Here is a 17,290-nt window from a genome sequence, read left to right as displayed (position 1 = left end):
TATTTAGCCAACGGCTTTCACTATGACTGCGGTTCCCATTCCTCCGCCGATACATAATGATGCCACCCCATACTGTTCACCTCTCCGTTTCAATTCGTGAATAAGCGTGACCAGTATGCGATTTCCAGATGCACCAAGTGGATGACCAAGTGCGATCGCTCCACCGTTTACATTCGCTTTTTGCAAAATTGCGTCTTCAGAGACTGCGTGTTCTCGTGATAAACCTTTGACAACGCCCAATGCCTGAGCCGCAAATGCTTCATTCAATTCCAGCAGATCCATGTCATTTAATGTTTTTCCAGCTCGTTTGAGTGCTTTCGCAACCGCAGGCACTGGCCCAAGCCCCATCACTTTCGGATCAACACCAGCCTGTGCATAGCTGACAATTTCGACCAGTGGTGTTAAGCCATGCGTTTTAACCGCACTTTCAGAAGCCACGATGATGGCACTGGCACCATCATTCAGACCGGATGCATTCCCCGCTGTCACCGTACCATCTTTGGCAAAGGCAGGGCGCAGGCGTGCTAAACGCTCAATTGATGTGTCCGCTTTTGGATACTCATCGGTATCGAACATGACGGTATCACGCTTGATTTTCACTTCAACCGGTACGATTTCATCGACAAATTTACCGGCTTTGATCGCTGCCACGGCTTTCTGTTGACTGCTCAATGCAAACTGATCTTGCGCTTCCCGCGAAATATCATATTCTCCGGCAATATTCTCTGCGGTACACCCCATGTGATACTGATTAAATATGTCTGTTAATCCGTCACGAATTAACAGATCAACCAAGGTCATGTCACCCATCTTGTGGCCATCACGGATACTGCCTGATAAGGCATACGGAATTTGAGACATCACCTCAACACCAGCCGCCACGACGATTTGAGCATCGCCACTTCGAATATGGCTGACACCTTCCATGACAGCTTTCATGCCACTGCCACAAACCATGTTAATGTTATAGGCGGGCGTAGTTTCGGGAATACCGGCAAAAAGTGATGCCTGACGGCCGATACTCATGCCCTGCCCGGCACTAATCACATTTCCGACAATTACTTCATCAATCGTTTCAGGAGCGAGTGAAGCCGCACTCAATACACCTTGGATGGCAGTCGCCCCAAGATGTCCGGCATCCACGTCTTTCAGACTGCCGCCAAACGAGCCGACAGGCGTACGCTTTGCCGCAACAATAAATACTTTTTCCATGATTTCGCTCCCCGATTAGCTCATGTATAGTCCGCCGTTGACAGATAATGTGGCGCCTGTCATATAGGCAGCACCGTCACTTACTAAGAAGCTGACTGTCTGGGCGATTTCTTCGGGTTTAGCAAGACGTTTCATTGGGACTTGTCCGACGATAGACTCGAGGACTTCAGGCTTCATTTCTTCCACCATGGGGGTGGCTGTATATCCGGGTGCGATGACATTAACGGTTACACCAAAACGTGCACCTTCGGCAGCTAAAGCTTTGCTAAAGCCAATCATGCCGGCTTTCGCAGCAGAGTAGTTTGTTTGACCGAACTGACCTTTCAGGCCATTCACTGATGAAATATTGATCACGCGACCATAGCCTTTATCACACATCGCACCGAATAAAGGTTGAGTCACATTGAATACACTGTTCAAATTGGTATCAATAACATCTTTCCAGTTTTGAGCAGTCATTTTTTTAAATACACCATCTCTTGTAATGCCGGCATTATTAATGACGACATCGACACTTCCTTCCTCCTCAAGGAGCAATGACAATCGTTGTGCACACTGTGCTGTATCCGTGACATCCAATTCAAGCAGACGAACCTGATCTTCAGTAAACCCTTTTTGAGTAAACCAATCGATAGCGCACTGGTATGCTCCAGTATAATATGTTGCGACAACACGGAATCCTTCCGCGACGAGTTGACTAGAAATAGCAGAACCAATACCGCCCTTTGAGCCGGTAATCAAAGCGATTCTTTTCATTCAAGACTCCATCCTAAAATAATTAAATTCAATATGTTTTATAATGAAAGGTGTCAAATGAGGAATGGACACCAACCGACAAATGTTAAAACAATGTAACAACTTCAAAGCCTTTGAAATCAAATAAAAATATTTTCTTCATTATTTAAGCTAATATAAGGCTTCAAATTTTCAAATAAATGTTGAAATAAATTTACCAACAAAGATGAATGTCACAAAAAACGCCATTGTTATTTTATAATAATAACAATGGCGTTTAAGTGTATGATTTAATAGATAAAATTATGGGTTCATTTGAGAATGATTTTAGAGATATACAGCACAATCAATAGGTTAAACATCTAATAAAATAAATAATCAAAAAAACAAATTTGTCAAAAATAAAAATTAAATTACATTTGTTTATTGTGAAATTAATTATTTATATCAATATAAATAAAAGCCAATCTAATCTTTATTTAAGATTTAATTTACTAATAAAATATTTCCCCGCTATCAGCATCAAAATAAATTTTATCAACTGATTTCAAACCACCACAATAAATAAAATAGACATGGCGTTCTTGGTAACGAACAGAACGGACCCAACCTTTCAGCTCGTCAAAATCTTCCGGCACGCACATTTGTTCATCGATGAGCTGTCCGGTGATTTGGATAAATTTTTCTTTATACATCAGTAAATCATCTGATTTATTAATATAACTCATCAGAATCTCTTCTCTTTCTTCTTTGGAAATCACCGGAACCTGTTCACTTAACTGATCCATTGCGACCCACTCAGCGATTTCCGGCCCCCCTTGCTGATAGACAAAATATCTGGAAATCCGACCCCAGCCTTGCTTTTGCTCCAGCACAGTGACTGGGTCACCTTTATACAAATATCGCACAGGAAAAGATTCCGGATCAGGAGCATTCCTGATTGCCAATTTATGTTCATTTACATAAAAATGCGTATTGACTTCTGCCTCTGCCGTTTCATCAGGCTGCTCGGTTGAAGTATTGGGTAATACTGGCTTTTTCTTCTTTTTTGTTACACCTTGTTCGGCTGCGTCTTGTGCCGGTTTCATATAAAACAGATAATACCCAGCCCCGGCACCACCGACTCCCAACAATAAGATCAAAATCATCAGTACTTTTTTCATATAATCAGCGCCTCTTTGTATCTGTTTTGTTATCGGCAACGGAAAGATTCACTTAACAATAACTTGTGTTGATTGTAACGTATAGAAACTTACGTAAAAACCGGATGACTTCACGTTGTGAGTTGCACCAAAATCATTCATTCATGATTATTTTACGCACCAAAATACATCATCTGAAACCATCCCCATATCTGAATCACTGAGCATAGAAGCACTTACTTGTTGGCTTAAAACTTGTACTGCTCACTACAATTGAAGTGAATTGCACATATATAGGGAGATAATAAAGATGCAAGAAACACTGACAGTTGTGCTTGCTGGTGGAATCGGCTCACGTCTTTCCCCATTAACGGATCACCGGGCAAAACCGGCTGTTCCTTTTGGTGGTAAATATCGCATTATTGATTTTACTTTAACCAACTGCCTGCACTCCGGATTAAGACGGATTCTGGTACTAACCCAATATAAATCTCACTCGCTACAAAAACATCTTCGGGACGGATGGTCCATATTCAACCCTGAACTGGGAGAATACATTACCGCTGTCCCGCCGCAGATGCGCAAAGGCGGTAAATGGTATGAAGGGACAGCTGATGCCATCTTCCATAATCTGTGGCTGCTTTCGAGAAGTGATGCGAAGTATGTCGTGGTGCTATCCGGTGACCATATTTATAAGATGGACTATGCCGCAATGCTGGAAGAGCATATTGCCAATCAGGCAAAACTCACCATTGCCTGTATGGATGTTCCCCGGAATGAGGCGAGTATATTCGGGGTTGTCTGTACTGATGACAACGCAAAAATTACTGAATTCATTGAAAAACCGCTCGACCCGCCAGCGATGATCACACAACCAGAACGTAGTCTCGTGTCCATGGGTGTCTACATTTTCAATATGGATGTCCTGCAAGAAGCATTAGTTGATGACTCAGAACGAGAGCATTCGAGTCACGATTTCGGTAAGGATGTCATTCCGGAACTGATCAAAACCAACGCCGTATTCGCTTATAACTTCTATGGTGACAAAGGGCGAGTTGCCAAGGACTGCTACTGGCGAGATGTCGGAACACTCGACTCCTATTATCAGGCCAATATGGATCTGCTCGAACCAGTCCCACCGATGAATATTTACCAGAAAAACTGGGCTATCCGTACCTATGAGCCTCAGTTCCCGCCAGCCCGGACCGTTTCATCAGCAACCGGAAATGAAGGGATCTTTATCAATTCGATGATCGCCAACGGCGTCGTCAATTCTGGTGGATCCGTACAGCACTCGATTATTTCTTCCAATGTGCGGATCAATGATAGTGCAACGATTGTCGATAGTATTATTTTCGATGATGTTGAAATAGGCGAAGGATGTCAGTTGGTCAATTGTATTATCGATAAGCATGTCCGTGTCCCCCCTTATACACAAATCGGGGTAGATCCCGTGCAAGACAAAAAACGCTTCCATGTGTCAGAAAAAGGTATCATCGTCGTACCGGAAAGCTATCACTTTACTAATTAACCTCGTACCAACCACCATGTATAAAAAAAAACCGTATTTCTCTCGAAATACGGTCAAATTTCAGGCATATACTCTCTCAAAGAGAACATCATAGGGGGTAGCCTTTAAGAGAACACTGCTCGATACGTATGAGTATGGAATATTTTTACTCGGAGAAAAACAGTAAAAAGCCACCCCGTTCAATTCCTCTTTTACAATGTATTGGTTTCATTCCGTTTTGTTAAAAGAAGATAAATCAAACCCCAATTATCAATAAAAATAATTGATTTATATAGAATATTTCGTATATAAAATAATCTAACATTATGGACTCAGAAAAACATTCAACATGAGTCATCCATGAGCATGGAGCAAAATCAATGCAAACGATCCAACGCAAATTATCGGAAAAGAAACATATTGCCCTTGTCGCGCACGATCACCGCAAGGCTGACCTACTCGCATGGACCAAGCAAAACCAAGCACAACTCGCCAATCATACGCTTTATGCGACGGGCACAACGGGTCACCTTTTAAACCAGGAAACCGGTCTTGATATCATTCAAATGATCAGTGGCCCGATGGGCGGAGATCAGCAGATCGGTGCTTTAATTTCTGAATGTAAGATCGATGTGTTAGTGTTTTTCTGGGATCCGCTGAATGCCGTACCGCATGATCCAGACGTAAAAGCACTGCTGCGCATTGCCAGTGTGTGGAATATTCCAATGGCACTCAACCGTGCCACAGCCGATTTCATTTTTTCATCCGCGTTGATAGCGCAAAGTACCGATATCGAAATCCCTGACTATCAGTCCTATATCAATGCCCGAAAAATACTATAAGGGACTGAATTTATCATTTAGAAACCGCGTATGGCCCCTCAAGCAGTTCTTTGACGAAGGATGAACCACCGGCATTGTAGGCAATCCAGACTTTCTCTCTTGCCCGGGTCATCGCAACATAAAACAGGCGACGCTCTTCTGCATCGGGGAAAGTTTCATCTGATAATGTTAAAACATCATCCAAATGCATGGTTTTCGCTTTAGCCGGAAACTGTCCTTCATCTACATTCACAATGATGACAAAATCAGCCTCTTTGCCCTTACTCGCATGACATGTCATGAACTGAATATCGAGCTGACGATATTGCTTCTGCCATGCTGTGAGCAATTCGGGTTTGTGATAGTGATTTCTGCCAAGAATTAATAGTGATTTGACTTCATTCTTGGCTGTCCCCTTCCGATTGAGCTGTTCGATAACCTTTTCGATCCGTGATTGAGGAAGCAGTGCCACCGCATTGCTTTTCTGTGTTTTCAGACTATTGAGCGATTTCGGTATCTGCTGTGGATTAGCCTGTACAAAAGCATTTGCGACCTCTGCCAGTCGGTTGTTAAACCGATATGTGGTATCCAGATGTGTTACTGTCGAGGCAGGAAAACGCTGCTTGAAACCCGTGGTTAGATCGACATCAGAACCGGCAAACTGATAAATCGATTGCCAATCATCGCCGACGGCAAAGAGATTGCCACTTGATGAATGTTGTTGGCAAAGTGCTTCTAATAACGCAAGACGTGGTGGCGAAATATCCTGATATTCATCGACCATAATAAACGCCCAACGGGATTGATATTTTTTCTTTCTGACATAAGCCGTCGCCCGGCTGATCATCAGATTAAAATCCAGTTGCCCCTGTGTCTTCAGCATATCATTCCAAGCCTGATAACATGGCCAACAGAGTGCAAGTTCACTGTTCAGGCGCGGGTAATCTTCACGCTCGACAATTCTTTGCTGAATCTCTTTTTTACTAAAGCCCAACAGCGACAGTTGTTCAACCTGCTGCGTCAACCAAGAAATCAATTTAGGGTTTTCGACATGACTCCCCAGCTCTTCATCCCCTTTGATATAAGCAATCGGCCATTGATTTAAATGTTTCTGCCAGCGTTTAAAATTGGTCGGAGTCATCCAGTGTTTTTTGAGCCAGTCGGTCATCCAAGCTTCTTTAAGCTTGGCTTCGCCGACAATCGGAGACAGTTGCACATTCTGCCCTTCAACTTCCTGAATAATCCGTAACCCAAGCTGATGAAACGTATTGACTGTCACATGCGTCGCTGCCGGCCCGACCCGGTCTTTTAGGCGCTGTTCCATCTCCGATGCAGCGTCTTTTCCGAATGACAGCAACAGGATCTGGTCGCCCGTAGCCAACCCACTTTCAATCAAATAGGCAACCCGGGCAGACAGCACGCTGGTTTTGCCCGAACCGGCACCGGCTAATACCAGATTATAATCATCGTTTAAAAGCACTGCAGACTGCTGTGACGGATTTAACGGGGATGATTCAAGCGTCTTAAATAACGTATTCCACCGCTCGCGCTCTGCCTCAACCCATGCTTCATTACGCTGTGACAGCATCACTGATGGTTGATGGTACCATGCGCCAATTTCTGAAATCAGCCCCGGAACTCGCTGCTCAATCTCATCAAGAGACATCCCCAATGTTGTCAAATCACGGCTCACCTGACGGTGCCACTCTCTGATCTTGGAATGCGCAAGAAACACAGGTTCATTCCGGCGTTGATTCAGCGCTTGCTGCCAAGCCGGTAAGTAAGTAGAAAGCTGAGCACACTGTAATTGATGCCATTGGCGATAAGCAGCGACGGCTTGGTCAGCGAATTTCCGACACTGGGGCCAAGGTAGCCCCCGGATTAACCAACTATAACGCTGACCGTCATGTTCATGGGCAAAAAACTCAAGTTCTCCCCACACAATCCCGCGCCGGACACGGACTGAACCATCCCAGACTGCAAATGGAATTCTTTCTTCTGCGACACTAGAACGGACAATGAGTTTCTCGCCATCAATTGCGACTTGGTAAAACTCATCATTCATAAAATATTTTGCAGTATTACTAGCTTTCAGCTGCATCAGTTATGCTCATTGACTTGGGGTTCAACGTATAAATTCAGTTACACGCGTAAGAATATCTGAAGTATGTCCTCCGTGCAGTCGAAATCCTGCCCAAAGGTAACGAGGGTCTATTTATATATAAAATAGTCATTTATCTCAACGCTTCTGGGGCATCATAGCAACATCATTGTTTAACTGACATTCCCAGCGATAACAAATATCACAACCAGACAGGTTGTTCCGTCAACAGCTTGTCATTTCCCGCTTGGAAATTACGCCATATTTTGATGTCGGTTACTGAAAAGACAGACAAAAGTTCAATACGTTACAGTCCAGTTCTGATATCATTCACGATAGTGACGCAACATGAATGAAATGGTTGAAATCCTGTGAAATTCCTCAGTCAGATTCGTGGTTATTGGGCGAATAAAACGTTCCATTATTCTGTCTTAATTCTAATTGCACTGCTAGGTGTGGTATTACCGACTTGGCATTATCAACTATCAACTTGGATTACCCCGCTGATTCTGGGGATTATTGCAGCAGCACTGACAGAACAAGATGATAGTCTTACCGGAAGGCTCAAAACCATTAGTCTGGCGCTGATCTGTTTTGCGATCGCGACATTTTCGATTGAAATCCTGTTTCATCACCCGCTCTTATTTGCGATCGGTCTGGCCCTTTCCACATTTGGTTTCATTATGCTCGGCGCAATCAGCTCGCGCTATGCCAGTATTGCATTTGGCTCACTGTTGATTGCTGTCTATACCATGATTGGCGAACACCAAAGCCCCGGATTCTGGTTTCAACCGACGTTACTGCTTGCCGGTGCACTGTGGTATTACCTGCTGTCAATTGTCTGGCTGGTTCTGTTTCCTAATCGTCCGGTCAAAGAAAATCTTGCCGCTGTTTTTTTCAATCTGGCGGACTACTTCGCCCTGAAAAGTGAACTGTTTCATCCGGTCTCACAAGTGCAAATTCAACCCTATCGGATTCGTGAAGCCAATTTCAATGCTCAGATTGTCACTGCGCTGAACCAATGTAAGGCAACATTACTTTCTTATAGCAAGAGAGGCCAGATTCATACCACCAGTCACCATTTTTTGAACACTTACTTTCTCGCGCAAGATATTCATGAGCGTATCAGTTCAACACACTATCGGTATCAGGAACTCGCGGAACATTTTAGCCGCAGTGACATTCTTTTTCGTTTCCGGCATCTGTTAGAAACGCAAGCTCAGGCATGTCGGGAAATCGCAACCAGTATCAAAGAAAACCGTGAGTATCAACACCCGAACGCATCTGCTCTGGCACTGGATGAACTGCACATCTCGATGCAGTATTTACACGCCCATTCCCGCCCAGAGTGGAAGTCGTTATTTGCCCAGCTCAATTATCTGTTGAACAACCTGTCCACCATCGAAAAGCAGTTATGTCATATCGGCCATCCTGAAAGTAACCAGTTTGATGAAAACCAACTTTCAGATACCAATCCTTATGGGCTGAGAAGTATGTGGCAACGGGTCTGGAGTAACATGAACCGGGATTCACTGCTGTTTCGTCATGCGATTCGGATGTCCGTCACATTCACAACCGGCTATGCTATTTTACAGAGTTTCGACCTCGAACTGGGATACTGGATCCTTCTCACAACACTGTTTGTCTGCCAGCCCAATTTCTCCTCGACCCGACAAAGAATTACGCTCCGTGTTATCGGGACGATTTCCGGATTATTTATCGGCGTATTACTGCTGACCTTGTTTCCCTCTCAGGCAAGCCAGGTCACACTGATCGTCATCTCCGGTGTGATGTTTTTTGCCTTCCGGAATAATAATTACGGCTACGCAACCGGATTTATCACCGTCTTAGTTCTCTTTTGCTTTAACCAAATGGGCGCCGGATATGCAGTGGTGCTACCGCGTTTGCTTGATACACTCATCGGGTGTGGCCTTGCTGTATTCGCCGTATCTTTCATTCTGCCGGACTGGCACGCTAAAAGGCTCCACCGTGTCATGGCTGAAGCGATTCGAAGTAATAAAAACTATCTGGATCAAATGATGGTGCAATACCGTATCGGCAAGAAAGATAGCTTGAGTTATCGTGTCGCCAGAAGAGAAGCACATGATCAGGATGCAGCACTCACCACCGCAATCAATAACATGCTGTCCGAACCGGGGAAATACAGAAAAGCAGAAGAAGAAAGCTTCCGCTTTTTAACCTTAAATCATGCCCTGCTCAGTTATATTTCAACCATCGGAGCACACCGGACACAATTGGATGATGAATCGGTTATCCACCTGATTCTGAATGGCCACCGCGTCATTCACCAACACCTGCAACAACTCCATGAGCAACTGGAACATCACCAAAACAGCTGTGATATCAGCCAGATTGAAGATACAGGATTAGAAAAGCAACTGGCAGAATGGCATGAAGAAGACAAAGGTTCAGTCCGTTTAGTGTTGCAACAACTGCATCTGATTCACCGGATTCTCCCCGAATTACATGCACTGGCAGACAAACTGGCAGCCCGGGTCGGACAGGAATCACACTGAGGTGGCCTCCGACGCCTTCCCCTCAGCCTGCACGAGTCCTAACCGCCACCCATAGAAAAACCATAGTTCAAATTCGGTTTACATAATTCATGCTTATCAAACGGGCTTAAATTGACACTTCGTTGCAAAAACAAACGTTTTTGTGCAGCATTCTTGCTTTTATCTGACATTTTACGGACAAAAGCATTTATCGAAAAACTTAGACTCTAAGACTGAACCGAACAATAAACATACAAAATCAGAACATCGTGGCCTGACTTAATCAGTGATGGAGAAACGGAGTATAACGATGCAGACACAACTCAGTCATAGTCACCATTATTTCTCGGTATCCGAGCCTAGCTTATCAAGCTACCAGTTTGAATCATTGAAAGCGCAACTCAAACAGTTGACTCCAGCTCAGTTGCGAAGTCTTCAGAGCGAAATCGATGCAAACTTATCTTCAGAACGTTCGCCGCTTCTGACTCACGAAGAGTTGGAAGTGCTCTCGAGTCTGTTCTAAGGCATCGGCCGTCATGCGTCAGCCGACTTACACTTACAGTATTCAAGAAAAAAATGTACCTGAGTCATATTTTGGCTATAATATGAACATGACCAAGGGAGATTTTATGTCTGTATCTGCACTTCAGTCCGGTTATCAAATGCTCAATAACGCGACTCAAATGACCAATGAGGCAAGTCGTGATATAAACCGTGCTGCGCAATATCGTAATGATGAACAGATGCAACAAGAACCACGCGCGGTCGATTCTGCACTCGCTCCCCAGCAAAATACTATTCGCCAACAGAAAGAAACAGCCGACAAAGAACCGGATCAAACCCAAGTTGACGCCTTAATAAAACTTAATCAGGCAACACAATATAACCGTGCCGGTGCCAACGTCATTCAGCGTGAGCAGGACATGATTGGCTCTTTACTCGATATTCAAGTCTGATAGTGGTACTGATCGGATAGCGGTCATCCGCTATAAAATCGCTTATTTCGGTAGTTCCGGCCACAGCAATGCTAAATCAAGATGTGCTTCAATCGCATCAGCGACCCGATTCAGGGCATCCTCTTTCAACCGGACATGATCAAGCGTTTGAAGCTCTCCGCTCCCCGCCCATTGACATAAACATTGCATGACTTCTGTTTGGTCAAAAATTCCATGCAGGTAAGTTCCGAATACCTGATTAGCATCATCCATCAAACCATCTTCCCGGCCATCCTGTAACCGGATAATTGCTTGATCACGACTGCCATCCCGTCGATGTGAATACCCGGCGTGAATTTCGTACCCTTTGACTGGTATATTATTGCCGTCGAAACAGAGTGATCCTTGCACATTGGTCAGATATTTTTGTGCCATCAATTCGGTATCGATATCCAGTATCCCCAATCCCTGACTGACACCCGGCTCTCCTTCGATACCGAGCGGATCACGAATCGTCTGACCAAGCATTTGATATCCGCCACAGATACCGATGACTTTACCCCCATAACGCAGATGCTGCATGATATCTTTATCCCACCCCTGTGCTCTTAAAAACGCAAGATCAGCACGGGTTGATTTGCTACCGGGCAGGATAATCAGATCAGCATGGCGGAGTCTTTCTCCTTTTCTGATATAACGAAATGAAATTTCCGGGTGGTGGCGCAAGGCATCGAAATCGGTATGGTTACTGATACGAGAGAGCACCGGTACCACCACTTTCAGCTTCTCATCTCCTTCACGGACTTCGGTCGCCACAATTGCATCTTCAGCTTCAATATCCAATCCATGTAAATAAGGCAATACACCGATCACCGGCTTACCGGTTTTCTGCTCCAGCCAGTCAAGCCCTGACTGAAGCAGGCGAATATCCCCGCGAAACCGATTGATCACAAAACCAATAACTCGCGCCTGTTCAGACTCGGAAAGTAACGCCAGCGTGCCATACAAATGTGCAAAAACACCACCACGATCAATATCTGCCACAATAATCACCGGCACATCCGCCGATTCCGCGAAACCCATATTGGCAATATCATTTTCACGCAGGTTAATTTCGGCCGGACTGCCCGCCCCTTCAATCATGATACTGTCATACGTTTCACTGAGATGCTGAAAGGAATCCATCACTACATGCAGCGCAGTTTTCTTATAATCATGGTAACAATCCGCTTCCATATTGGTGATCGCTTTGCCCTGCAGAATAATCTGTGCACCGGTATCGGAATTGGGTTTGAGCAAAACAGGGTTCATATGCACTGAGGGTTCAATCCCGGCAGCGAATGCCTGAACCGCCTGAGCACGCCCGATTTCTCCTCCGTCAGATGTCACAGCGCTATTCAATGCCATATTCTGAGGTTTAAAAGGCGCAACCCGGACACCCCGACGGTAAAGTACCCGGCACAGCCCGGCAACAAGGACACTTTTTCCTGCATCGGAGGTTGTTCCCTGCACCATCAGGGCATTCAACGAAGATTTCATTATCGAGCGGCTCCATCGGAAATAAACAACTGTCACCATCAGAATTTTGGGATTCACTCAAAGAATCATAACTAGCTGATAGGTAACACTTGAATATCTGTCCTAATCGTTTAAATTAAAAATCAATATATTATACTTCTCTCTATATAAAGGGAATCAAACCGATAGGACGTTTTATGCTAAAACAGGCTTTCAGTCTCACCATTACGGGCCTCGCTTTTATCTTTGCACCGCTGTCAGCCCATGCCGCAAACTTTAATTACAATTATCTTGAAGTCCGGGTCAGCGGCGGGCCTGAATCTATCGGGTCAGAATTCAGTATGAGTGTGGTGGACAATTTTCATGTGCTCGGTCATGCCGACACCCAAATGGATAACGATTGGGATCTGGCTGCCGGGATTGGCTTTAATGGTCCGGTGACCCAATTTGCTGATGTATTCGGTGCGATGCTGTTACATCAAATCAAACGTCCCCGGGATGAAGGTGGTGAATCTGATACCTTGGGAGAAATCAATATCGGTGCCCGGCTGTGGATTGGTGAACAGTTAGAAGTTTATGGCAAACTGGGAAAACTGGATGAACATTCTGTCGTCAGTTTCGGTGCCCGTTTCCACTCAACCGATCAACTCTCTTTAAATATGGGATTTGATAATAACGGACTTTGGGGGCCACGAACCGTCCTCGGTGTCCGCTACGAATATTAATCACCTTTGTGACCGGTTTTCTCTGGAAACCGGTCAACGATGTCCACCATCAAATCATTGCTCCCTGCCCCCTCAGCTGATGAATTCACTAATGAGACTGAATGACACTCGACGTCACTGGTTCCCAATAATGATCTCTGAAATGAACCAGCGCTTGATGTAAATTTTCTTCCCGAATCGGTTTGACCAGTATGTATTCTGCCCCTGCATGTAAGAAATCATTCTTCGTTTTTTCAGTATCATCAGCAGTACATGCATAAATTGGCGTGTCTAGTCTGAGCTGATGTTTAACAAAGTCCGTCACTTCCACACCATCCATGCCCGGCAACTGGTTATCCATTAAAATTAAATCAAAGCCCATTTTTTTCAGCGTTTCAACCGCAACCGTTCCATCCTCAACCCATGTCACCCGCAATCCGAAACGGTCACAAAATGCCTTCGCGATATACGCATTGGTTTTGTTATCTTCGACTAACAAAACATGCGGAGATTGTTCAAACAACTGGCCTGACGGCTCCTGCTCAATTGTTTCTTTTACGTGTCTGGCACGGTATTGCTCAACTTCAATCGGAATCGTGAACTCGAAGCAGCTTCCTTTGCCGACCTGAGACGAAACTGACACCACGCCCCCCATGAGCTCCACCAGATTTTTCACAATCGATAATCCTAAACCACTGCCACCAAACTCACGGCTTGAGGTCGTTCCCCCCTGAATAAAAGGTTCAAAGATCAACGTAAGATCATCATGCCCGATACCAATACCGGTATCAGAAATGGAGACATGGAACATCGCACCATTTTCAGAATGGTTTAAATTGATCAGAACACAAATCTCCCCTTCACGGGTAAATTTAATCGCGTTATTCAGTAAATTGAAGATAATTTGATTGAGACGGATTTGATCAATAACCACGATGGTATCTTCCTGAATATTGGTCATGACATCCAGCCCAAGTTCCTTTTCCTGACACAATGGCTGATAAATCCGTTCAATGACCCGAACCGTTTCAATCAAGTGGAAATGAACCGGATTGAGTTTGAATTTATTCTGTTCGATCTTGGAGAAGTCCAGAATATCATTCAAAACAGCAAGCAGATGTTCGCTACATAAGCTGAGAACCCCAACCTGTTCAAGCTGCTTTTCATCCGTCACACTCTCTTTTAATAACTGTGACACCCCCAAAATCCCGTTTAAAGGTGTTCTGACTTCATGGCTCATCCGAGCCAGAAAATCAGCTCTGGCACCAGCGGCTCTCTCTGCTTCACTCCGGGCCAAGTGACTTTGTTTCTCAGCTTCGGCAATGGTGGTGACATCCTGCCCTTGAGTCAGGACTGACTCGACACGGCCTTCCGTCACAATCGGGGAAATCGTCCAGCGGAATATTTGACTGTCGAACTCAGTCGCAACTTCATTCAGTGTTTCTCCGTTCGACGCCTTTTTAATACTAGGGATTAATCGTTCTTTCAGCTCATAAAAAGTAGCGACCTGACTATCCTTTGAAAACTGTTTTACCGCTGCGGGGTTCATCCGTAGTAAACGCCCGTCGGCCCCCCATAAAATGGTTGGTGCAATCGAGAAATTAAACAAATTCTCAAATTGCTTTTCTTGTTCGGATAAGCGCTTAAAGGTATGCTCAAGTGCCCGCCCGAACAGATCAAACTCCTCGATCTTTGAACCATGAAAAACATGCTCAGCTCCACGATCAACAATAGAGCGGCTAAACTGCACCAGTTTTTCAATCTCCGCACGAATTCTATTGTGCAACCAACGCCATAAGATAAAAGAGAACAATGTTGTCGCCACAAGAATAAACACCACACCGTAATAAAAATTACGCTTCAGTTTGACGACATTCTGGTTATCCTGAACCGCATAAATCATCAGTTGCGTCGGATTTTCATCAACATTCAGTTCGGTGGTATTGACCGTATAAGACGCCAGTCGATCAGAATTTTGTTGGGAAGCGAGCACATCCTGCTCTGAATATGACTCTTCTCCGTTGAGAGTCGTCGACAACACGTTTGAACCGATCGCCAGAATCAAATTTTGCGAATTACTGCGAGTGCGAATCTGTTCGATAAGATTGTAATTATTATTAATCACAAACATCACGTAAAAGTAACCAATCAGCTCACCGGATTGATTACTCACTAGCGGGGTTCTTCTGGCCAAAGCATAAACCGTTTCCAGCAAAGATGGGATTTTCACCAGCATCCACGCATTATTGACAACCATGCGATGTGAAACAGACTCCAATTCATTCGGCACAATGCCATAAAACTGCGCATTACCATCATCCCACAGCATATGATTCAATCCGGCAATAAAGCGGACATCCGGGGTATTATCCGGGTCAAGCTGGTCAACGGCACGAAAATATTGATCGATATACTGCGACTTGCCGGAACTTACCGCATGTAATAAATCAGCATTGGTCGCACTACCATCTTGATGAATTTTGAGCAAAGAAAGACGGAAGTTGACCATGCCTTGAACTAACCCTGAGGTCTGATTTGCCGTTCGTTGCACTTCCTGAGCGATCAGCTGACTACTGATCTGATAATTTTGAAACAGAACACTAAATGTCAGGATGGCAATGATAATGGTGATCGCCCGGGTAAAATAGGTCGCTATCTTCTGTTTCTGTCTGATAGGGCTTGGTCTGACGTTCATAAAGCATAGTCTCTTTCTTTATCTATCATTTTGCGATCAGATCAGTGTCGATCAGAATATCGGAATGCACGCTGTTTCAACATCTCAATTCTATCAGGCTTATCTTCACTGGATACAACTTCAAAGTCTCCGGAATAAACCGTCGGTACCTTTTTACCTTCAAGATCCCACTTGATGGCTTCGGCCATTGCGACACCGGTGTCATCATTCATTCGCATCACTGTGACATTCAAATCATGATGCTGCAAAGCCTCCAGCTCGGCTGAACCGCCACCCCAACCATTGATAAGAACATCTTCCCGGCCGAGCTCTTTCAATGCTTTGACTGCCCCGAGAGCAACATCGGTTGAACAGGCATACAATAATTTAATCTCCGGATGTTCTCTCATATTCTCAAGCGTGATTTTATAAGCACTCTCCTGATTAGCCTGGGTATAAAATGACGATACAAGCGGATATTCCGTCATTGCTTGAATAAACGTATCGCCCCGGGCAGCGCTCACATAGCCTTGAGAAAAATACAATACGGAATAAGGTGAATGGGGCTTTAATGTCTTCTTAAAATAGTCCACCAGCAAACTGGTTCCTATTTCATGATCAAAACCGATATACATCCATGGTTGTCGATGTGCCCAGTCTTTCACTGGTGTAGTCACATTCTGGATAATCAGTTTGGTCTCTCCGCCTCTTAACACATGTTCAATAAATTTTTTGTGTCTGGTGGTATCAAGCGTAAAAATCAAATAGTCGGATTTATTTTTTAATGCCTCCATCAAAGAGAGACTTTGTTGGCGGATATCCAGATTCGGCCGGGTAAATACCTGATGAATTTCATACTTGACCCCAAGTTCATTTAAACGCAATTCAAAGGCTCGGATATTACGGCTCCAATAGTCCGATACTTGCTGCCCAGGATAAATCACCGATATTTTTACCGGATTTTCCTGCGTCGCCTGTAATGGCTTCGGCTCAAGTCGAACCGCATTTGCTAAAGAAAGAGTCAGTTGTTTTTGATCCGGATTTAAATCAAGATATTCGTTGTAATGCCAGTAACCACTTAATGCGTAAGCTGCTGAGTGATAAATAAGAAAAAAGCAGGTGGTTAAAATAACTCCAAAAAGTCTCATTGTCGTCTTCTCATTAATTAAACATTTTGCTACATCAACAAAAAAAAGTATCCACCGGCATAGCCGGTGGTTTTTCATATGCGCCTATAAGGCTCTCCTACTAGCAGCGCCCTAGCAGGCGCGTAGTGATCTGACATTTGCATATGACTAGTTCCTGCGGCCCGTAAACGGGCTACCTGAATACGGGATCGACAATTGCTCTCCCATTTTATCCTGCTCTAGTTGCTGCTTGATGTAATTTTGTATCTTGCTCGTATTTTTACCTACCGTATCT

General features: G+C 44.5%; 13 protein-coding genes and 1 pseudogene. 6 read left to right on the top strand and 8 right to left on the bottom strand.

The genetic code is table 11. The annotated features are described in order from the left end of the window. Positions 1 to 3 precede the first annotated feature (3 nt). The 3 genes from VR7878_RS03500 to VR7878_RS03490 form a co-directional block, all read right to left on the bottom strand. Complete coding sequence (locus tag VR7878_RS03500; RefSeq protein WP_077333506.1) at positions 4 to 1,212, bottom strand: acetyl-CoA C-acetyltransferase; 1,209 nt, start codon at positions 1,210 to 1,212, stop codon at positions 4 to 6. 15 nt (positions 1,213 to 1,227) lie between these two features. Continuing rightward, positions 1,228 to 1,968, bottom strand: coding sequence for an SDR family oxidoreductase (locus VR7878_RS03495; RefSeq protein WP_077333504.1), 741 nt, complete (start codon positions 1,966 to 1,968; stop codon positions 1,228 to 1,230). A gap of 473 nt (positions 1,969 to 2,441) precedes the next feature. Further along, positions 2,442 to 3,110, bottom strand: coding sequence for an SH3 domain-containing protein (locus VR7878_RS03490; protein ID WP_077333502.1), 669 nt, complete (start codon positions 3,108 to 3,110; stop codon positions 2,442 to 2,444). Positions 3,111 to 3,399: 289 nt separating this feature from the next. Here VR7878_RS03490 and glgC point away from each other — a divergent pair, with 289 nt between their 5' ends. Both glgC and VR7878_RS03480 read left to right on the top strand, forming a co-directional pair. Further along, complete coding sequence (gene glgC / locus VR7878_RS03485; protein WP_077333500.1) at positions 3,400 to 4,620, top strand: glucose-1-phosphate adenylyltransferase; 1,221 nt, start codon at positions 3,400 to 3,402, stop codon at positions 4,618 to 4,620. Between the two features lie 359 nt (positions 4,621 to 4,979). After that, positions 4,980 to 5,441 (top strand): methylglyoxal synthase, encoded by a 462-nt coding sequence (locus VR7878_RS03480; RefSeq protein WP_077333498.1) that lies wholly within the window; start codon positions 4,980 to 4,982, stop codon positions 5,439 to 5,441. A 13-nt stretch (positions 5,442 to 5,454) separates the two neighbouring features. Here the strand turns inward: VR7878_RS03480 and helD are convergent, their stop codons facing one another. Beyond that, positions 5,455 to 7,521, bottom strand: a complete 2,067-nt coding sequence (gene helD / locus VR7878_RS03475; RefSeq protein ID WP_077333496.1) for a DNA helicase IV — start codon at positions 7,519 to 7,521, stop codon at positions 5,455 to 5,457. A gap of 371 nt (positions 7,522 to 7,892) precedes the next feature. On the opposite strand from helD, the gene yccS reads away from it, so the two are divergent. From yccS to VR7878_RS03460, 3 genes are all read left to right on the top strand, one after another. After that, a complete protein-coding gene (gene yccS / locus VR7878_RS03470; protein ID WP_077333494.1) occupies positions 7,893 to 10,058 on the top strand; it encodes a YccS family putative transporter in 2,166 nt (721 codons plus the stop codon). Between the two features lie 289 nt (positions 10,059 to 10,347). Beyond that, on the top strand, positions 10,348 to 10,560 hold the full coding sequence (locus VR7878_RS03465; protein WP_077333492.1) for a hypothetical protein: 213 nt from the start codon (positions 10,348 to 10,350) through the stop codon (positions 10,558 to 10,560). Between the two features lie 106 nt (positions 10,561 to 10,666). Next, on the top strand, positions 10,667 to 10,993 hold the full coding sequence (locus VR7878_RS03460; protein ID WP_139344000.1) for a hypothetical protein: 327 nt from the start codon (positions 10,667 to 10,669) through the stop codon (positions 10,991 to 10,993). Between the two features lie 42 nt (positions 10,994 to 11,035). Here VR7878_RS03460 and VR7878_RS03455 read toward each other — a convergent pair whose 3' ends face one another. Further along, positions 11,036 to 12,511: a cobyric acid synthase gene (locus VR7878_RS03455; protein ID WP_077333488.1), complete on the bottom strand. Its 1,476-nt coding sequence runs from the start codon at positions 12,509 to 12,511 to the stop codon at positions 11,036 to 11,038. A 176-nt stretch (positions 12,512 to 12,687) separates the two neighbouring features. On the opposite strand from VR7878_RS03455, the gene VR7878_RS03450 reads away from it, so the two are divergent. Continuing rightward, positions 12,688 to 13,215 (top strand): hypothetical protein, encoded by a 528-nt coding sequence (locus VR7878_RS03450; protein WP_077333486.1) that lies wholly within the window; start codon positions 12,688 to 12,690, stop codon positions 13,213 to 13,215. Positions 13,216 to 13,303: 88 nt separating this feature from the next. On the opposite strand, the gene VR7878_RS03445 is transcribed toward VR7878_RS03450, so the two are convergent. From VR7878_RS03445 to VR7878_RS03435, 3 genes and pseudogenes are all read right to left on the bottom strand, one after another. Continuing rightward, a complete protein-coding gene (locus VR7878_RS03445; RefSeq protein WP_077333484.1) occupies positions 13,304 to 15,889 on the bottom strand; it encodes a LuxQ periplasmic sensor domain-containing protein in 2,586 nt (861 codons plus the stop codon). A gap of 41 nt (positions 15,890 to 15,930) precedes the next feature. Beyond that, positions 15,931 to 17,016, bottom strand: a complete 1,086-nt coding sequence (locus VR7878_RS03440) for an autoinducer 2-binding periplasmic protein LuxP (RefSeq protein ID WP_077333482.1) — start codon at positions 17,014 to 17,016, stop codon at positions 15,931 to 15,933. A gap of 147 nt (positions 17,017 to 17,163) precedes the next feature. After that, positions 17,164 to 17,290: pseudogene (locus VR7878_RS03435) on the bottom strand (IS200/IS605 family transposase); the annotation flags it as partial.

The organism is Vibrio ruber DSM 16370 (assembly GCF_900163965.1).
In the GTDB taxonomy this organism is placed as follows: domain Bacteria; phylum Pseudomonadota; class Gammaproteobacteria; order Enterobacterales; family Vibrionaceae; genus Vibrio; species Vibrio ruber.
Note: the sequence above shows the minus strand (reverse complement) of the source record. Positions and strands in the feature narration are given on the sequence as shown.

Excerpts from the sequence above, each read along its gene's own strand:
- VR7878_RS03500 (WP_077333506.1), bottom strand. The coding sequence starts at position 1,212 with ATGGAAAAAGTATTTATTGTTGCGGCAAAGCGTACGCCTGTCGGCTCG.
- VR7878_RS03495 (WP_077333504.1), bottom strand. The coding sequence starts at position 1,968 with ATGAAAAGAATCGCTTTGATTACCGGCTCAAAGGGCGGTATTGGTTCT.
- VR7878_RS03490 (WP_077333502.1), bottom strand. The coding sequence starts at position 3,110 with ATGAAAAAAGTACTGATGATTTTGATCTTATTGTTGGGAGTCGGTGGT.
- glgC (WP_077333500.1), top strand. The coding sequence starts at position 3,400 with ATGCAAGAAACACTGACAGTTGTGCTTGCTGGTGGAATCGGCTCACGT.
- VR7878_RS03480 (WP_077333498.1), top strand. The coding sequence starts at position 4,980 with ATGCAAACGATCCAACGCAAATTATCGGAAAAGAAACATATTGCCCTT.
- helD (WP_077333496.1), bottom strand. The coding sequence starts at position 7,521 with ATGCAGCTGAAAGCTAGTAATACTGCAAAATATTTTATGAATGATGAG.
- VR7878_RS03465 (WP_077333492.1), top strand. The coding sequence starts at position 10,348 with ATGCAGACACAACTCAGTCATAGTCACCATTATTTCTCGGTATCCGAG.
- VR7878_RS03460 (WP_139344000.1), top strand. The coding sequence starts at position 10,667 with ATGTCTGTATCTGCACTTCAGTCCGGTTATCAAATGCTCAATAACGCG.
- VR7878_RS03455 (WP_077333488.1), bottom strand. The coding sequence starts at position 12,511 with ATGAAATCTTCGTTGAATGCCCTGATGGTGCAGGGAACAACCTCCGAT.
- VR7878_RS03450 (WP_077333486.1), top strand. The coding sequence starts at position 12,688 with ATGCTAAAACAGGCTTTCAGTCTCACCATTACGGGCCTCGCTTTTATC.
- VR7878_RS03445 (WP_077333484.1), bottom strand. The coding sequence starts at position 15,889 with ATGAACGTCAGACCAAGCCCTATCAGACAGAAACAGAAGATAGCGACC.
- VR7878_RS03440 (WP_077333482.1), bottom strand. The coding sequence starts at position 17,016 with ATGAGACTTTTTGGAGTTATTTTAACCACCTGCTTTTTTCTTATTTAT.